This window comes from Micromonospora sp. NPDC085948, from assembly GCF_040686315.1.
Classification (GTDB): Bacteria; Actinomycetota; Actinomycetes; order Mycobacteriales; family Micromonosporaceae; genus Micromonospora.
The window spans coordinates 96,090-109,191 of record NZ_JBFBJW010000012.1 but is presented as its reverse complement, the minus strand read 5'-3'; the positions used below and the strand labels follow the sequence as shown (position 1 = coordinate 109,191).

14 protein-coding genes are annotated in these 13,102 nt (G+C 71.8%); 5 read left to right on the top strand and 9 right to left on the bottom strand.

Annotated features, from left to right (window positions below; genetic code table 11):
* Positions 1–14: 14 nt before the first annotated feature.
* Together urtA and AB0O48_RS26055 are read right to left on the bottom strand one after the other, a co-directional pair.
* Positions 15–1,259 (bottom strand): urea ABC transporter substrate-binding protein, encoded by a 1,245-nt coding sequence (gene urtA, locus AB0O48_RS26060; protein ID WP_357253275.1) that lies wholly within the window; start codon positions 1,257–1,259, stop codon positions 15–17.
* Positions 1,260–1,681: 422 nt separating this feature from the next.
* A complete protein-coding gene (locus AB0O48_RS26055) occupies positions 1,682–2,764 on the bottom strand; it encodes a substrate-binding domain-containing protein (RefSeq protein ID WP_357372389.1) in 1,083 nt (360 codons plus the stop codon).
* Between the two features lie 96 nt (positions 2,765–2,860).
* On the opposite strand from AB0O48_RS26055, the gene AB0O48_RS26050 reads away from it, so the two are divergent.
* Complete coding sequence (locus tag AB0O48_RS26050) at positions 2,861–3,325, top strand: MarR family transcriptional regulator (protein ID WP_357253279.1); 465 nt, start codon at positions 2,861–2,863, stop codon at positions 3,323–3,325.
* Between the two features lie 250 nt (positions 3,326–3,575).
* Here AB0O48_RS26050 and AB0O48_RS26045 read toward each other — a convergent pair whose 3' ends face one another.
* From AB0O48_RS26045 to AB0O48_RS26020, 6 genes are read right to left on the bottom strand one after another with little or no spacing between them, the layout of a single operon-like run.
* On the bottom strand, positions 3,576–4,298 hold the full coding sequence (locus tag AB0O48_RS26045) for an urease accessory protein UreD (protein ID WP_365068888.1): 723 nt from the start codon (positions 4,296–4,298) through the stop codon (positions 3,576–3,578).
* On the bottom strand, positions 4,298–5,080 hold the full coding sequence (gene ureG / locus AB0O48_RS26040; RefSeq protein WP_365068886.1) for an urease accessory protein UreG: 783 nt from the start codon (positions 5,078–5,080) through the stop codon (positions 4,298–4,300). The genes AB0O48_RS26045 and ureG overlap by 1 nt, the downstream gene beginning before the upstream one ends.
* Positions 5,070–5,843 (bottom strand): urease accessory UreF family protein, encoded by a 774-nt coding sequence (locus AB0O48_RS26035; protein WP_365068884.1) that lies wholly within the window; start codon positions 5,841–5,843, stop codon positions 5,070–5,072. Before AB0O48_RS26035 ends, ureG begins: the two co-directional genes overlap by 11 nt.
* Positions 5,843–7,546, bottom strand: a complete 1,704-nt coding sequence (locus AB0O48_RS26030; RefSeq protein ID WP_357253286.1) for an urease subunit alpha — start codon at positions 7,544–7,546, stop codon at positions 5,843–5,845. Before AB0O48_RS26030 ends, AB0O48_RS26035 begins: the two co-directional genes overlap by 1 nt.
* Positions 7,543–7,875 carry an urease subunit beta gene (locus tag AB0O48_RS26025; protein ID WP_365068882.1) on the bottom strand — a complete coding sequence of 111 codons (333 nt, stop codon included), beginning with the start codon at positions 7,873–7,875 and terminating at the stop codon, positions 7,543–7,545. Before AB0O48_RS26025 ends, AB0O48_RS26030 begins: the two co-directional genes overlap by 4 nt.
* Positions 7,872–8,174, bottom strand: coding sequence for an urease subunit gamma (locus AB0O48_RS26020; protein WP_355389727.1), 303 nt, complete (start codon positions 8,172–8,174; stop codon positions 7,872–7,874). Before AB0O48_RS26020 ends, AB0O48_RS26025 begins: the two co-directional genes overlap by 4 nt.
* A gap of 390 nt (positions 8,175–8,564) precedes the next feature.
* Here AB0O48_RS26020 and AB0O48_RS26015 point away from each other — a divergent pair, with 390 nt between their 5' ends.
* Positions 8,565–8,990, top strand: a complete 426-nt coding sequence (locus tag AB0O48_RS26015; RefSeq protein ID WP_365068879.1) for a GNAT family N-acetyltransferase — start codon at positions 8,565–8,567, stop codon at positions 8,988–8,990.
* 234 nt (positions 8,991–9,224) lie between these two features.
* On the opposite strand, the gene AB0O48_RS26010 is transcribed toward AB0O48_RS26015, so the two are convergent.
* Positions 9,225–10,400, bottom strand: coding sequence for an LLM class flavin-dependent oxidoreductase (locus AB0O48_RS26010; protein ID WP_365068877.1), 1,176 nt, complete (start codon positions 10,398–10,400; stop codon positions 9,225–9,227).
* Positions 10,401–10,578: 178 nt separating this feature from the next.
* On the opposite strand from AB0O48_RS26010, the gene AB0O48_RS26005 reads away from it, so the two are divergent.
* Genes AB0O48_RS26005 through AB0O48_RS25995 form a run of 3 tightly spaced genes read left to right on the top strand, consistent with a single transcriptional unit; the run spans position 10,579 to position 13,093 of the window.
* Entirely contained in the window at positions 10,579–11,559 is a 981-nt protein-coding gene (locus tag AB0O48_RS26005) for an aliphatic sulfonate ABC transporter substrate-binding protein (protein WP_365068874.1), read from the top strand.
* Positions 11,556–12,389: an ABC transporter permease subunit gene (locus tag AB0O48_RS26000; RefSeq protein ID WP_357372412.1), complete on the top strand. Its 834-nt coding sequence runs from the start codon at positions 11,556–11,558 to the stop codon at positions 12,387–12,389. Before AB0O48_RS26005 ends, AB0O48_RS26000 begins: the two co-directional genes overlap by 4 nt.
* The gene (locus AB0O48_RS25995; RefSeq protein ID WP_365068872.1) at positions 12,362–13,093 is read left to right on the top strand and encodes an ABC transporter ATP-binding protein; all 732 of its coding nucleotides are present in this window, start codon (positions 12,362–12,364) and stop codon (positions 13,091–13,093) included. The genes AB0O48_RS26000 and AB0O48_RS25995 overlap by 28 nt, the downstream gene beginning before the upstream one ends.
* Positions 13,094–13,102 lie beyond the last annotated feature (9 nt).

Sequence of the window (13,102 nt, the reverse complement as noted above, 5' to 3'; positions counted from 1 at the left end):
CCGGGCCGGCATCGTCAGCTCAGGCCGCTCGCCCAGGGGTAGGTCTTGAGGTACGGGTCCGGCTGCACCGGCTTGCCGGAGTTCCACACCTCGCTGATCAGGCCGTCCGCGCCGATCTTGCCGATCCGGGCGGTCTTGGCGATGTGCTGGGTCGGGCCGTCGACCGTGACCATGCCCTCCGGCGCGTCGAGGGTGATCCCCCCGGAGGCGGCGCGGACCTTCTCCACGTCGAAGGCGCCGGCCTTCTCGACCATCGCCTTCCACAGGTGCACCGCCACGTAGGCGGCCTCCATCGGGTCGCTCGTCGGCTTGTCCGCGCCGTACTTGGCCTTGTACGCGGCCACGAACTTCGAGTTCGCCGCCCCGGGCGTGGTCTGGTAGTAGTTCCAGGCGGTCAGCTGGCCCTCCAGGTACTGGGTGCCGATCCCCTTGACCTCCTCCTCGGCGATCGACACCGACACCACAGGCATCGCGGCGGCGGTCAGACCGGCCGACTTGTACTCCTTGAAGAAGGCCACGTTGCTGTCACCGTTGAGGGTGTTGAACACGGCGTCGGCTCCGGCCGACTTGACCTTGTTCACGATCGTGCCGAACTCGGTGGATCCGAGCGGCGCGTAGTCCTCGCCGGACACGGTCATCCCATTGGCGGCCGCGTACGCCTTGATGATTTTGTTGGCGGTGCGGGGAAAGACGTAGTCGCTGCCGACCAGATAGACCGATTTCGCGCCCTGCGCCTTGAGGTAGTCGAGCCCGGGAACAATCTGCTGGTTTGTCGTCGCACCGGTGTAGAAGATGTAGGGCGACTGTTCCAGACCCTCGTACTGCACGGGATAGAACAGCAGCGCCTTGTTCTTCTCGAACACCGGCTTGACCGCCTTGCGGCTGGCCGACGTCCAGCAGCCGAAGACGGCCGCGACCCGGTCCTCGGAGATGAGCTTCTCCGCCTTCTCGGCGAAGGTGGGCCAGTCCGAGGCGCCGTCCTCGCCGACCGGCTGGATCTTCTTGCCGAGGACGCCTCCGGCCGCGTTGATCTCATCGACGGCGAGCATGATGGAGTCGCGGACGGTGACCTCGCTGATCGCCATGGTCCCGGAGAGCGAGTTGAGCAGGCCGACCTTGACGGTGTCGCCGGAGACATCGGCGGTGACGCCGGTCGCGCCGCCCTCGTCGGAGGTCTTGCTGCCGCACGCGGTCAACGCGGCCGCGGCGACCAGGGTCATGGCACCCGCCAGGATGCGGCGGCCCCGGAATAATGACATCTATTCTCCCTGCGGTGCGCTCAAGTGGCGTAAGGACGGTCGGTGCGGTCCGATGGAGCTGAGGTGGGCGATGCCGGGGTCGACGGGTGGACGCCGCTTCGGGCACCGGCTCGGATATGGGCACCGAAAGCGTCGACCGGCATGATTGCGCGGGTGTTTCCCAGTCCTTAATTGACTGTTTCCGAGCGGACGACCGGCACACGCAAAGAACGGCCGGCACCGTTGGGGAGGAAACGGTGCCGGCCGTTCGGAAAGATGCGGAATAGGTGCCGCCACAATGGTCGACGGGCAATTCTGTCGACGGTGGGGACACGGCGGTGACATCCGGCCCACCGGCCAGATACTTCACGCAGGAAGTATTTTAGGGCGGGATCGGGTGGCGCTGTCAAGGGTCCGGCCGGGCCGGCCGGCAACGCCTGGTCTCAGAGCTGGGCGAGCACGGTGAAGTCGAGCCCGTCGGCCTCGGCCAGGTAGATGCGCTGACGCACGTGCCGTTGGCGCAGCCGCAACCGCCCACGTGGCCCGTGGTAGGCCACCGTGTCGGCGGCCGTCTCGATGGCCCGCACGTCCAGGGTGCGGGCCTGACCGATCAGCGCGGCCAGCAGCATGACGCCCTCGTAGCAGGATTCCCCCAGGCTGCCCAGCGGCGGCGCCTCCACCCCGAACCGGCGGGCGAACTCACCGTGGAAGTCGAGGTTCTCCTGGGTCACCAGCCCGGCGAAGAAACCCGCCGTGCTGTACAGCCGCCGCGTCGCGCCGGCACCACTGGCCAGCAGCATGTTCTCGTCCATCAGCGTGCTCAGCCGCAGACAGCGCTGATCCAGGCCGGACCGGGCGAACGCCCGGTTGAAACGCACCGCGTCCGCACCGACCAGCAGCATCAACACCGCGTCCGCGTCACTGTGCTCGATGCGGCGCAACACCTCGGTGAAGTCGTGGGCGTCCAACGGCAGGAAGTGCCGACCCACCACCTGTCCACCGCCGCGCAGCGCGTACCGCTGGGCCGCCCGCGCCGTGCGGCGCGGCCACACGTAGTCGTTGCCGACCACGAACCAGCGACGCACGCCCTGCTCACCCGCGAGCAGCCGCATCGCGGGCCACAGTTGGGCATCCGGCGTCTCGCTGGTCAGGAAGACCCCTTCGGTACGTTCACCGCCCTCGTAGAGTGCGGTGTAGACGTAGGGCACCCGGTGCGCGACGCGGGGCGCCAACGCCTGGCGCACCGAGGAGATGTGCCACCCCGTCACCCCCTGCACAGCCCCCACCGACACCAACGCCTCGACCTCGGCGGCCACCTCGGCCGGCGGTGCGCCACCGTCGACCGGCACCAGCCGCACCTCCCGACCCAGCACCCCGCCGCAGCTGTTGATCTCCTCGACCGCGAGTTGCGCGCAGAGCTCGCAGGTGGGGCCGAACATGCCGGCCGGCCCGCGCATCGGGTAGACCAGCGCGATGCTGACCACGGCACGGTCGACGGTCAGCCACGGCGGTGCCGGCGCGGACATGAGCACATGATTGCCCGGCCCTGGGCGGAAGACCAGCGCTCACCACGGACCGGGACGACTCGCTACGATGACAGGGCCACCGGACCAGGGAGTTTCATGTCAGACGTGCCCGGGGCGCCAGCCGACCTGCTGCGCTCGCTCACCCGCGCCGAACGGCTGCTCTCCCGCCGGCTGGGCGCTGTCCTGGCCGACGACGCCCTGACCATCGAGGCGTGGCGGGTGCTCTGTCTGCTCGCCGACGGCCAGGGTCATCCGATGAGCGAGGTGTCGGCCGAGGCGTCACTGCCGCCGGGCACCCTCACCAAGCTCGTCGACCAGCTCGTCGACCGCAACCTCGTGTTCCGCCGGATCGATCCGCTGGACCGTCGGCGGATCCGGGCGTACCTGACCGCTCGGGGCCGCCGCGAGCACGACCGCCTCGACCAGCGCATCCGGGCCAGCCTCGCGGAACTGGGCGTCTCGCCGGAGGCCCCACTGATCCACCAGCTCGACGACCTGGTCGGCCGCCTCGACCCGGCCCGTCGTCGCGAGCACGCCGACGTGGGCCGCCCCCGCCGCTGACCCGCCTTCTCGCCGCACCAGTCCCACCTGCCGTACTGCCCATGATCCGGGACCAGGCGACGGCCGACCGCTTGCACGGACGAGACCGCACACCCGCCGATCGGCAGCACCGCGACGGCCGAACCATGGAGAGCGTGATGCCTGTGCGTCATCATGATGACTCACAGGCATCACGCTCTTGGGGATGTCTGGCTGCCGCCGGGCGCGGGTGGGGCCTTCCCGCCACCCTCGCACCCGACACCCGGTCCGGCTAGCCGGTGAGGTGGGCGCGCAGGGTGTGTGCGTCCGGGGCGGTGGCGGTCCACAGTGTTGCCGGACCGCCGGCCAGTGGCAGTCGGGCGACGGTCGCGTCGGGCCGGACGTGCGCCGGCTCGGCGGGTCGCGACGGGTCGACCACCAGCAGTGAGCCGGTGGCCGGCGCGCCGTCGAGCACCGCCGGCCCGGCCCAGCCGGATGCCTGTGGTCCCACGGCGAGGGACTGCCGCAACAGCGGCCGGCCCCCGTAGTCGACCTGGGTGTGCACGACGGCCCCGCCGGGCGCCTCGCCGTACCGGCCGCAGATCAGCTCGTCACGCCAGCGCAGGCTCGCGCCGGCGGCCAGGTCGATCCGGGATTCGGCGAGATGCGCACAGCCGGCCGCCGCGACCAGCTGTTCGGGCAGCCAGTGCAGCGTGGCTCCGGCGTGCACCACCGCCCGCACCGCCATCCGGGACACGGCACCCGGCCGGCCCGGCAGGGCGATCGACGCGGCGACGGTGTGCACCCGGACCGCCGCGCCCGGCCCCACCTCGATGTCCAGGCGCAGATCGTCGCCGGCGAGCGGCCCGGCTGCCCCGCCGACGAGGTGCACGGTGGCGACACCACGGTCGGCCGGGGTCTGGCGCAGCAGCAGCGGCGTCTCGCCGTGCACCTCGACCAGGACGGTCCCACCCCGGCCGTCGGCCCGAGCGACCAGTCGGGCGGACGCCCGCATCAGACCGCGACGGCCGGTACGGCACGTGGGTGCGCGGGGGCATGGTGGGCCAACTCGTGCCGGATCCAGGCGGCGACCGTACTCGCCGTGGTGTCACCGACGATGGACAGGAAGACGGTCGGGAGGTCGCCACGCCGGGCCCGCGCGTCGCGATCCATGACGGCGAGGTCGGCCCCCACCATCGGCGCCAGGTCGGTTTTGTTGATCACGAGGAGGTCGGCGGCGGTGACGCCCGGCCCGCCCTTGCGCGGCACCTTGTCCCCTCCCGCCACGTCGACCACGAAGATCTGCCGATCGACCAGACCTCGGCTGAAGGTCGCGGTCAGGTTGTCCCCGCCGCTCTCCACCAGGACCAGGTCCAACGGGCCGACCGCTTCGGCCAGTTCGTCGATGGCGTCCAGGTTGGCGCCGATGTCGTCGCGGATCGCGGTGTGCGGGCAGCACCCGGTCTCCACCGCGCGGATCCGCGCCGGGTCGAGCACTCCGGCCCGCCGGAGGAAGTCGGCGTCCTCGGTCGTGTAGATGTCGTTGGTCACCACGCCGAGCCGCAACTCGCCCGCGAAGGCACGGCAGAGCGCGGCCACCAGTGCCGTCTTGCCGGACCCGACCGGGCCGCCGATGCCGACCCGCAGGGCACGATCCGCAGGTGCCAGCGGCGGATGCGGGTCCACCCCCGGCTCCGGGTGGGTGTGCGGGACGGTCTCGTCGTGGGGTGCAGTGACCGGCTGCGTGGTCGAGTCGGTGGCGGGGACAGCGTTCGGCACAACGGTGTCAGGACGCAAAGAGACGCACCTCCCAGGTGGCATGGATTTCGGCATGGATGTCGGCGAGTGGAGCGGCCGCGGCGGGCAGCCGCTCCGGTGGGTCGTCGGCGGCCCGCGCCGCGTCGGCGGCCGTGCGGTCGCAGGCGTCGGCCAGGCCGACCAGCAGGGCCTGCACCTGGTACGGGTCGAGGCCGAGCAGGCGTACGCCGGCGCTGGCCGCTCCGGTCAGCGTCCCGTACGCGGCGATCGTGGCGGTGTCGACGCGGGACAGCCCGGCCGCCGCGCAGAGCAGCCCCAGGACCAGCGGCTGGTGTATGCCGCAGGACGTCGCGGGTAGGTCACCGAACGGCGCGTCCGGCCAGATGGCCCGGCCGGCGCGCAGCAGCGCTCGACCCTGCCGACGGGAGATCGTCCGCAATGTCGGCGACGCGGTACGGGCGTCCAGCTCCACGTCGAGCTGGGCCAGCATGCGCGACCGCGCGGCGGACCCGGCGGCTGCCGACCCGCCCGCCGCGGACCCGTCGGCGTCGGCCACGTCGACGGGACCCGCGGCCTCGACCACGTCGGTGCCCCCGGGCTTCGCCGCCCGGTGTGCGGCCGCCGCGAAGGCCGCGCCGACCAGGCCGGCGGTGGCCAACCGTCCGGCCAGGAACGCCTCCAACGTGGCCAGGTCGGTGACCCGCCCGGCGGCGACGGCCGCCTCCAGGCCGCCGGAGTGCGCGTGCGCCCCGGCCGGAAAGCGTCCGTCGGCCACCAGCAACAGCAGGCTCGGTGTCGCCATCAGAACAGGAAGTACCGCTGGGCCATCGGCAGCCGGGTCACCGGGTCCGGCTCCACCACCTGCCCGTCGATGCGGACCGTGAAGGTGTCCGGGTCCACCTCGATGCGGGGCATCGCGTTGTTCTCCGGCAGGTCGGCCTTGCCCCGCGACCGCACGTCACGCACCGGCACCACCCGGCGTCGTACGTCCAGGCGGAGCCCGGCGTCCAGGGCCGCCGGCGCCACGAAGGCCACGCTGGTCGCGGCCGCCGCCGCCCCGTACGCCCCGAACATCGGCCGCGGCAACATCGGCTGCGGCGTCGGGATGGACGCGTTGGCGTCACCCATCTGGGCGTACGCGATCATGCCGCCCTTGATGACCAGGTGCGGTCGTACGCCGAAGAACGCCGGGTCCCAGAGCACCAGGTCGGCGAGCTTGCCCGGCTCGACCGAGCCGACCTCGTCCTCCAACCCGTTGGCCATGGCCGCGCAGATGGTGTACTTCGCGACGTACCGTCGGGCCCGGTGATTGTCGGCGGCCCCGTCGCCCGGCAGCGCGCCAACCCGGTCCTTCATCACGTGGGCGCTCTGCCAGGTTCTCATGATCACCTCGCCGACCCGGCCCATCGCCTGCGCGTCGGAGCCGATGATGGAGATCGCGCCGAGATCGTGCAGCAGGTCCTCGGCGGCCATCGTGGACGGGCGGATCCGGCTCTCGGCGAAGGCCAGGTCCTCCGGCACGGACGGGTTGAGATGGTGGCAGACCATCAACATGTCCAGGTGCTCGGCGAGGGTGTTCGCCGTGTACGGACGGGTGGGGTTCGTCGACGACGGCAACACGTTCGGCTCACTCGCCACGGTGATGATGTCCGGTGCGTGCCCGCCGCCGGCGCCCTCGGTGTGGTACGAGTGGATGGCCCGGCCGCCGATCGCCCGCAGGGTGTCGGCGACGAAACCGGCCTCGTTGAGCGTGTCGGTGTGGATCGACACCTGGACCCCGGAGGCGTCCGCCACCCGCAGGCAGGCGTCGATCGCCGCCGGAGTGGTACCCCAGTCCTCGTGCAGCTTGAAACCGCCCGCGCCGGCCCGCAACTGCTCCCAGAGCGCCTCGGTCGAGACGGTGTTGCCCTTGCCGAGCAGCAACACGTTGACCGGCAGAGTGTCCAGGGCCTCGTGCATCCGGGCCAGGTGCCAGGCGTTCGGCGTGACAGTGGTCGCCCGGGTGCCCTCGGCCGGTCCGGTGCCGCCGCCGACCATCGTGGTGATGCCACTGGCCAACGCCTCGGTGACGATCTGCGGGCAGATGAAGTGCACGTGGGTGTCCACCGCGCCGGCGGTGAGGATCCGCCCGTTGCCGGCGATCACCTCGGTCGCCGGGCCGATGACCAGGTCGGGGTGGACGCCGGGCATGGTGTCCGGGTTGCCGGCCCGGCCGAGTGCCACGATCCGCCCGTCGCGCAGCCCCACGTCGGCCTTGACCACTCCCCAGTGGTCGAGCACCACGGCACCGGTGATGACGGTGTCCAGCGCCCCTTCGGCGCGGGTCGCGCGGGACTGCCCCATCGACTCGCGGATCACCTTCCCACCGCCGAAGACCGCCTCGTCGCCGCCCACGCAGTGGTCGGTCTCCACCTCGATCAACAGGTTGGTGTCGGCCAGCCGGATCCGGTCACCGGTCGTGGGTCCGTACAGGTCGATGTAGCGGTCCCGCCGCACGGCGCTCACTCCGGGGACCCGTCGGCCGGCGGGTCCAGCGGGCCGGCGCACTCCCCGCGCAGCCCTGGCACGACGCGCGCTCCCCCGAACGGGACCAGGTCGACGCTGCGGCTGATGCCCGGCTCGAAGCGGATCGAGGTCCCCGCCGGCACCCCGAGCCGTTGCCCCCAGGCGGCGGCCCGGTCGAACGCCAGCGCCGGGTTGCACTCGGCGAAGTGGTAGTGCGAACCGACCTGCACCGGTCGGTCGGCGGTGTTCACCACGAGCAGCGTGGTCACCGGGCGACCCGCGTTGATCTCGACCGGGCCGGCGGCCGGCAGGATCTCCCCCGGGATCACGGGATCGGGTGGTGCACCGTCACCAGCTTGGTGCCATCCGGGAACGTCGCCTCCACCTGCACCTCCCTCAGCAACTCGGGGATGCCGTCCTGGACGTCGTCGCGGCCGAGCACCGTCCGGCCGGCCGACATGAGGTCGACCACCGACCGGCCGTCGCGGGCGCCTTCGAGCAGGAACGCGGTGATCAGCGCGACGGCTTCGGGATAGTTGAGGCGCAGGCCGCGCTCGCGGCGGCGACGGGCGACATCGGCCGCGACGTGGACGAGCAGGCGGTCCTGCTCGTGCGGACTGAGGAACACGGGGCTCTCCCGGTGGGGTAAGCGTGCCCCGCTCGCCGTCGGCTCCGCAGTGAGCCACGCCGGGCAGCAACACACCCGGGATTACGAGCTGGAGTCACACGACCGCCGAGCCGCCGCCGACGGGTCGACCCGGGACTCCACCATCCCGGCCCGAACGACGGGCAACCGGCGGTGTCCGGTCGGATGCGGACCGCACCGCCCACCGCTGAGCAGACCGTAGAGGATCGCCACCGACCAAGGCAACAGTCCAGGGGAAATGCTACGAAGGGGACGTGCCTGACCTGACAAGCTCCCCCGGTGCCACGTCCCTCCTGACCCCGCGGCTGCTGTTGCGCCGCTTGAAGCGATGATCTGGACGGGTTCGCCGCCGTCAACGCGCAGCCCGAGGTGATGCGCTACATCCATGACGGCCGCACCCTGGACCGGGCCGCGACCGCGGAGCGTCTAGCCACCTATCAGCGGCACTGGGACGAGCACGGCTTCGGCCTGTACGCGGTGGAGATCAGAGAGACCGGCGAGCTGGCCGGTTTCACCGGACTGGCGGTGCCGACCTTCCTGCCCGAGATCATGCCGGCCGTGGAGATCGGCTGGCGGCTCGGCCGCGCGTACTGGGGTCGGGGCCTGGCCACCGAGGCGGCCCAGGCCGTTGTCACCCATACTCGTGCCGAGCTCGACCTGCGGCGGCTGGTCAGCATCCACGTCGTCGGCAACGAGGCGTCCGCGCGGGTGATGGTCAAGCTGGGCATGTCGCTGGAGCGCGAGACCGTGCAGCCGGACACCGGCCGCCAGGTCCGGGTCTACGCGGTGGACCTGTAAGCCAGCGCCGATCTTGCAGTTTCGGTCGCCGGTATGAGGAGAACGCCCTCATATGTCGCGATAGAAAGCGCAAGATCGCGGAGGAGCGGCGGCCCGCCCCCGTCGATCATGGAATTATGATGCCTGGTTTCGTATGATACGGGCACTTTGTCACCCACCACAACTCCATGATCGACGGGACAGTGCGGGGTTGGCGAACAGCCACTGTGAGCGGCTGTGGCGCGGGTCGGGCGGTCAGCGGACCCCGGCGGGCTGCGGCGTCGCCGACCCGGCGAAGGGAACGTCGACGTGGTCCGCCGGCCCCGGCTGGCCGTCGGGGTGTCGCCACAGGCCGCGGTCGCGCAGGATCGGCAGGACGCCCTCACCGAACCAGTACGCCTCCTCCAGGTGCGGATAGCCGGAGAGGATGAACTCGTCGATGCCGAGGGCGTGGTATTCGGCGATCCGGTCGGCGATCTCGGTGTGGCTGCCCACGAGCGCGGTGCCGGCTCCGCCACGGACCAGCCCGACCCCGGCCCACAGGTTGGGCGCGACCTCCAGGCCGTCGCGGGAGCCGCCGTGCAGGTCGAGCATCCGGCGCTGCCCCTCGGACTCGCTGCGGCGCAGCCCGTCCTGCACAGCCCGGATGTCGGCCTCGGCGATGCCGTCGAGCAGCCGGTGGGCCTGCGCCCAGGCCTGCTCGGCGGTGTCCCGGGCGATGACGTGCAGCCGGATGCCGAAGCGCACCTCGCGCCCGGCGTCGGCGGCCAGCGCCCGGACCCGCGCCAGTTTGTCGGCGACCAGCGCCGGGGGTTCACCCCAGGTCAGGTAGACGTCGCTGTGCCGCACCGCCACCGGCAGCGCGGCTGCGGACGAGCCACCGAAGTAGACCGGCGGGACCGGGTCGGGCAGGCGGTGCAGCCGCGCCTGCTCGACGCGTACGTGGGTGCCGGCGTGGTCGACCGTCTCGCCGCGCCACAGCGCGCGCACGACGTGCAGGAACTCGTCGGCCCGCGCGTACCGGGAGTCCTTGTCCAGGAAGTCACCGTAGGCCCGCTGTTCCTGCGACTCGCCGCCGGTGACCACGTTGAGCAGCAGCCGGCCCCGGGACAACCGTTGGAAGGTCGAGGCCATCTGGGCGGCGAGGGTGGGTGAGGTCAGGCCGGGGCGGAAGGCGACCAGGAACTTGAGCCGCTCGGTCACCTCGGTGAGCATCGCCGTGCTCAACCAGGCGTCCTCACACCAGGCGCCGGTCGGTGTGAGCGCGCCGACGAAGCCGAGTTGCTCGGCGGTGCGGGCGATCTGTCCCAGGTACGCCACGCTGGCCGGTCGGGATCCTCCGGCGGCGCCGGTCGGTACGCCGTGTCCGCCACCGACGATGTCCCGGCTGTCGCCGTTGGTGGGCAGGAACCAGTGGAAGGTGAGGGTCATGGCGGCTCTTTCCTCCAACGGGGACGGACGGCGCACGCGCTGCGGCGGGCACCTCCTGAGGGGTGGGACGATCGCGCCGACAGCCTACCCATAAAACCTATCGGGTTAGTAGGCTACCGCCCACGCACTCACGCCGGTCGACGCGGCCCGGCACACCTGCCCACCCCAAGGAGCCGCCATGCGTACCCCCTCGGTCCGCCGTCCCCCGCACCACCGTCGCCTGGTCACCGCCGCGCTGACGACCGTGGCCCTGCTCGCCACGGCCGCCCTGAGCGCCTGCGGCGGCTCCGCCGACGCCGGGGAAGGCGGGGGCAAGCTCCGGATCGGGTACCAGCGCTTCGGCGGCCTCAGCCTGGTCAAGGCGCGCGGCGCCGCGCCGGACGTGGAGTGGTCGCTGTTCGAGAGTGGTCCGGCGCTCACCGAGGCCCTCAAGGCCGGGTCCATCGACATCGGACAGGTCGGCGAGGCGCCACCCGTCTTCGCCGCCGCCGGGAAGATCCCGTTCTCCATCATCGGGACCTCGGCGCCGATCCCGCAGGGCGAGGCCGTGCTGGTCAAGGCCGATCGCGGGTATCGAACCTTCGCCGACCTGAAGGGCAAGACGGTGGCCCTGAACAAGGGGTCAAACGTGCACTGGCTGCTGGTCCAGCTCCTCAAGGCGAACAACATGACCTTGAAGGACATCCAGGTCAAGTACCTCAAGCCCGCCGAGGGGCGGCCCGCGTTCGACGGCGGCCAGGTCGACGCCTGGGTGATCTGGGACCCGTACTTCGCGCTGGCCGAGCAACCGGGGGTCCAGGTGCTCGCGGACGCGACAGGTCTGGCCAGCAACCGCGAGTACGTCCTGGCCGCCCCGGACGCAGTCTCGAAGCGGTCGGACGACGTCCGGGCGTTCCTCCAGCGCTACCGCGAGGTGACCGACTGGGGCATCGCCCACCCCGACGAGCGGGCCAGCACCCTCGCGCCGGAGCTGAAGATCCCGCAGGACGTCACCACCCGCGCCCTGGCCCGCAGCGCCCGGCCCCTCGCCCCGGTGACCCCGGCCATCGGCGACGAGCTCCAGGCGATCACCGACAGCTTCATCGCCCTGGAGCTCATTCCGGGGCCGGTCGACCTGCGATCCCGGGTCGACGACCGGTTCAGCGCGGTCTTCCAGTGAGCCGGACGACGCTCGCCGAGCCTCCCGCCGAGGTCGTGACCGCCGCGCCCGTCACGCCTCGGCGCCCGAGATCGACTCGGCGCTACCGGCGGCTGATCAGCCCGGTGGTCCTGGTCCTGGGCTGGGAGTTGGCCGCCCGGACCGGGTTGCTGGCACCGGAGAAGCTGCCCGCGCCCAGTGACGTCCTGGCCACCGGCTGGCGGCTGACCCGGGACGGGACGCTTCTCGTGCACCTGCTGGACTCGCTCACCCGCGCCGGGGCGGGGCTGCTGATCGGCGGCGTCCTGGCGCTGGTCCTGGGCACGGTGGCGGGGCTGCTGCGCCTCGGCGACGACCTGGTCGACCCACCTGTGCAGATGGCCCGGATGCTGCCGCACCTGGGCCTGGTCCCGCTGCTGATCATCTGGGTCGGCATCGGTGAGTCACTCAAGATCAGCCTGGTGGCCCTGGGGGCGTTCTTCCCCATCTACTTCAACACCTACGCCGGCATCCGCGACATCGACGAACGGCTGGTGGAGGCCGCCCGTACCTGTGGGCTGGGGCAGGCCGCCCGGCTGCGGCACGTGGTGCTGCCCGGGGCGCTGCCGTCGCTCTTCCTCGGCCTGCGCCTGGCGATCGGGGCGGCCTGGCTCAGCCTGGTCGTCGGTGAACAGGTCAACGCCCAGACGGGAATCGGCTTTCTGATGATGGAGGCGAGGGAGTTCAGCCAGACCGACGTGGTGGTGCTCGGCCTGCTCGTCTACGCCCTGCTCGGGCTGATATCCGACCTTGCGTTGCGGGTGCTGGAGAGGAGGATGTTGACATGGCGTCGCGGACTGCGGGCCACCTGACCGGTACGACGCCGGTGTTGACCGCGCACGCGGTGCACCGGGCGTTCGGGCCGACTGTCGTGTTGGCCGGAGTCGACCTGACCATCGCGCGGGGCGAGGTGGTGGCCCTACTGGGGGGCAGTGGCTCCGGCAAGAGCACCCTCCTGCGGATTCTCGCCGGGCTCGACGGCGAGGCCACCGGCGACATCGTCGTGCACGGCGCCGCCGCCGTGGTCTTCCAGGAGCACCGGTTGCTGCCCTGGAAACGGGTGGCGCCCAACGTCGGGCTCGGGCTGTCCGGCGCGGACACCACCGGTCGGATCCAGCGCGCGCTGGCCGAGGTCGGGCTCGCCGAACGGGATCGCGCCTGGCCGGCCGAGCTGTCCGGTGGGCAGGCGCAACGGGTGGCCGTCGCGCGGGCCCTGGTCCGCGAACCGGACCTGCTGCTACTCGACGAGCCGTTCGGCGCCCTGGACGCGCTGACCCGACTGCGGATGCAGGTCCTGCTGCGTCGGCTGCGCGCCGAGCACGGCTTCGCCGCCCTGCTGGTCACCCACGACGTGGAGGAAGCCCTGTTGCTCGCCGACCGGATCCTGCTCCTCGACGAGGGCCGCATCGCCGCGGACCTGCCCGTCGAACTGGCCCCCACCCGTACGCCGGACGATCCTGCCTTCGGCGTGCTGCGCCGGCACCTGCTCGACCGACTCGGCGTTCCCACCACCTGACGAGCGGAG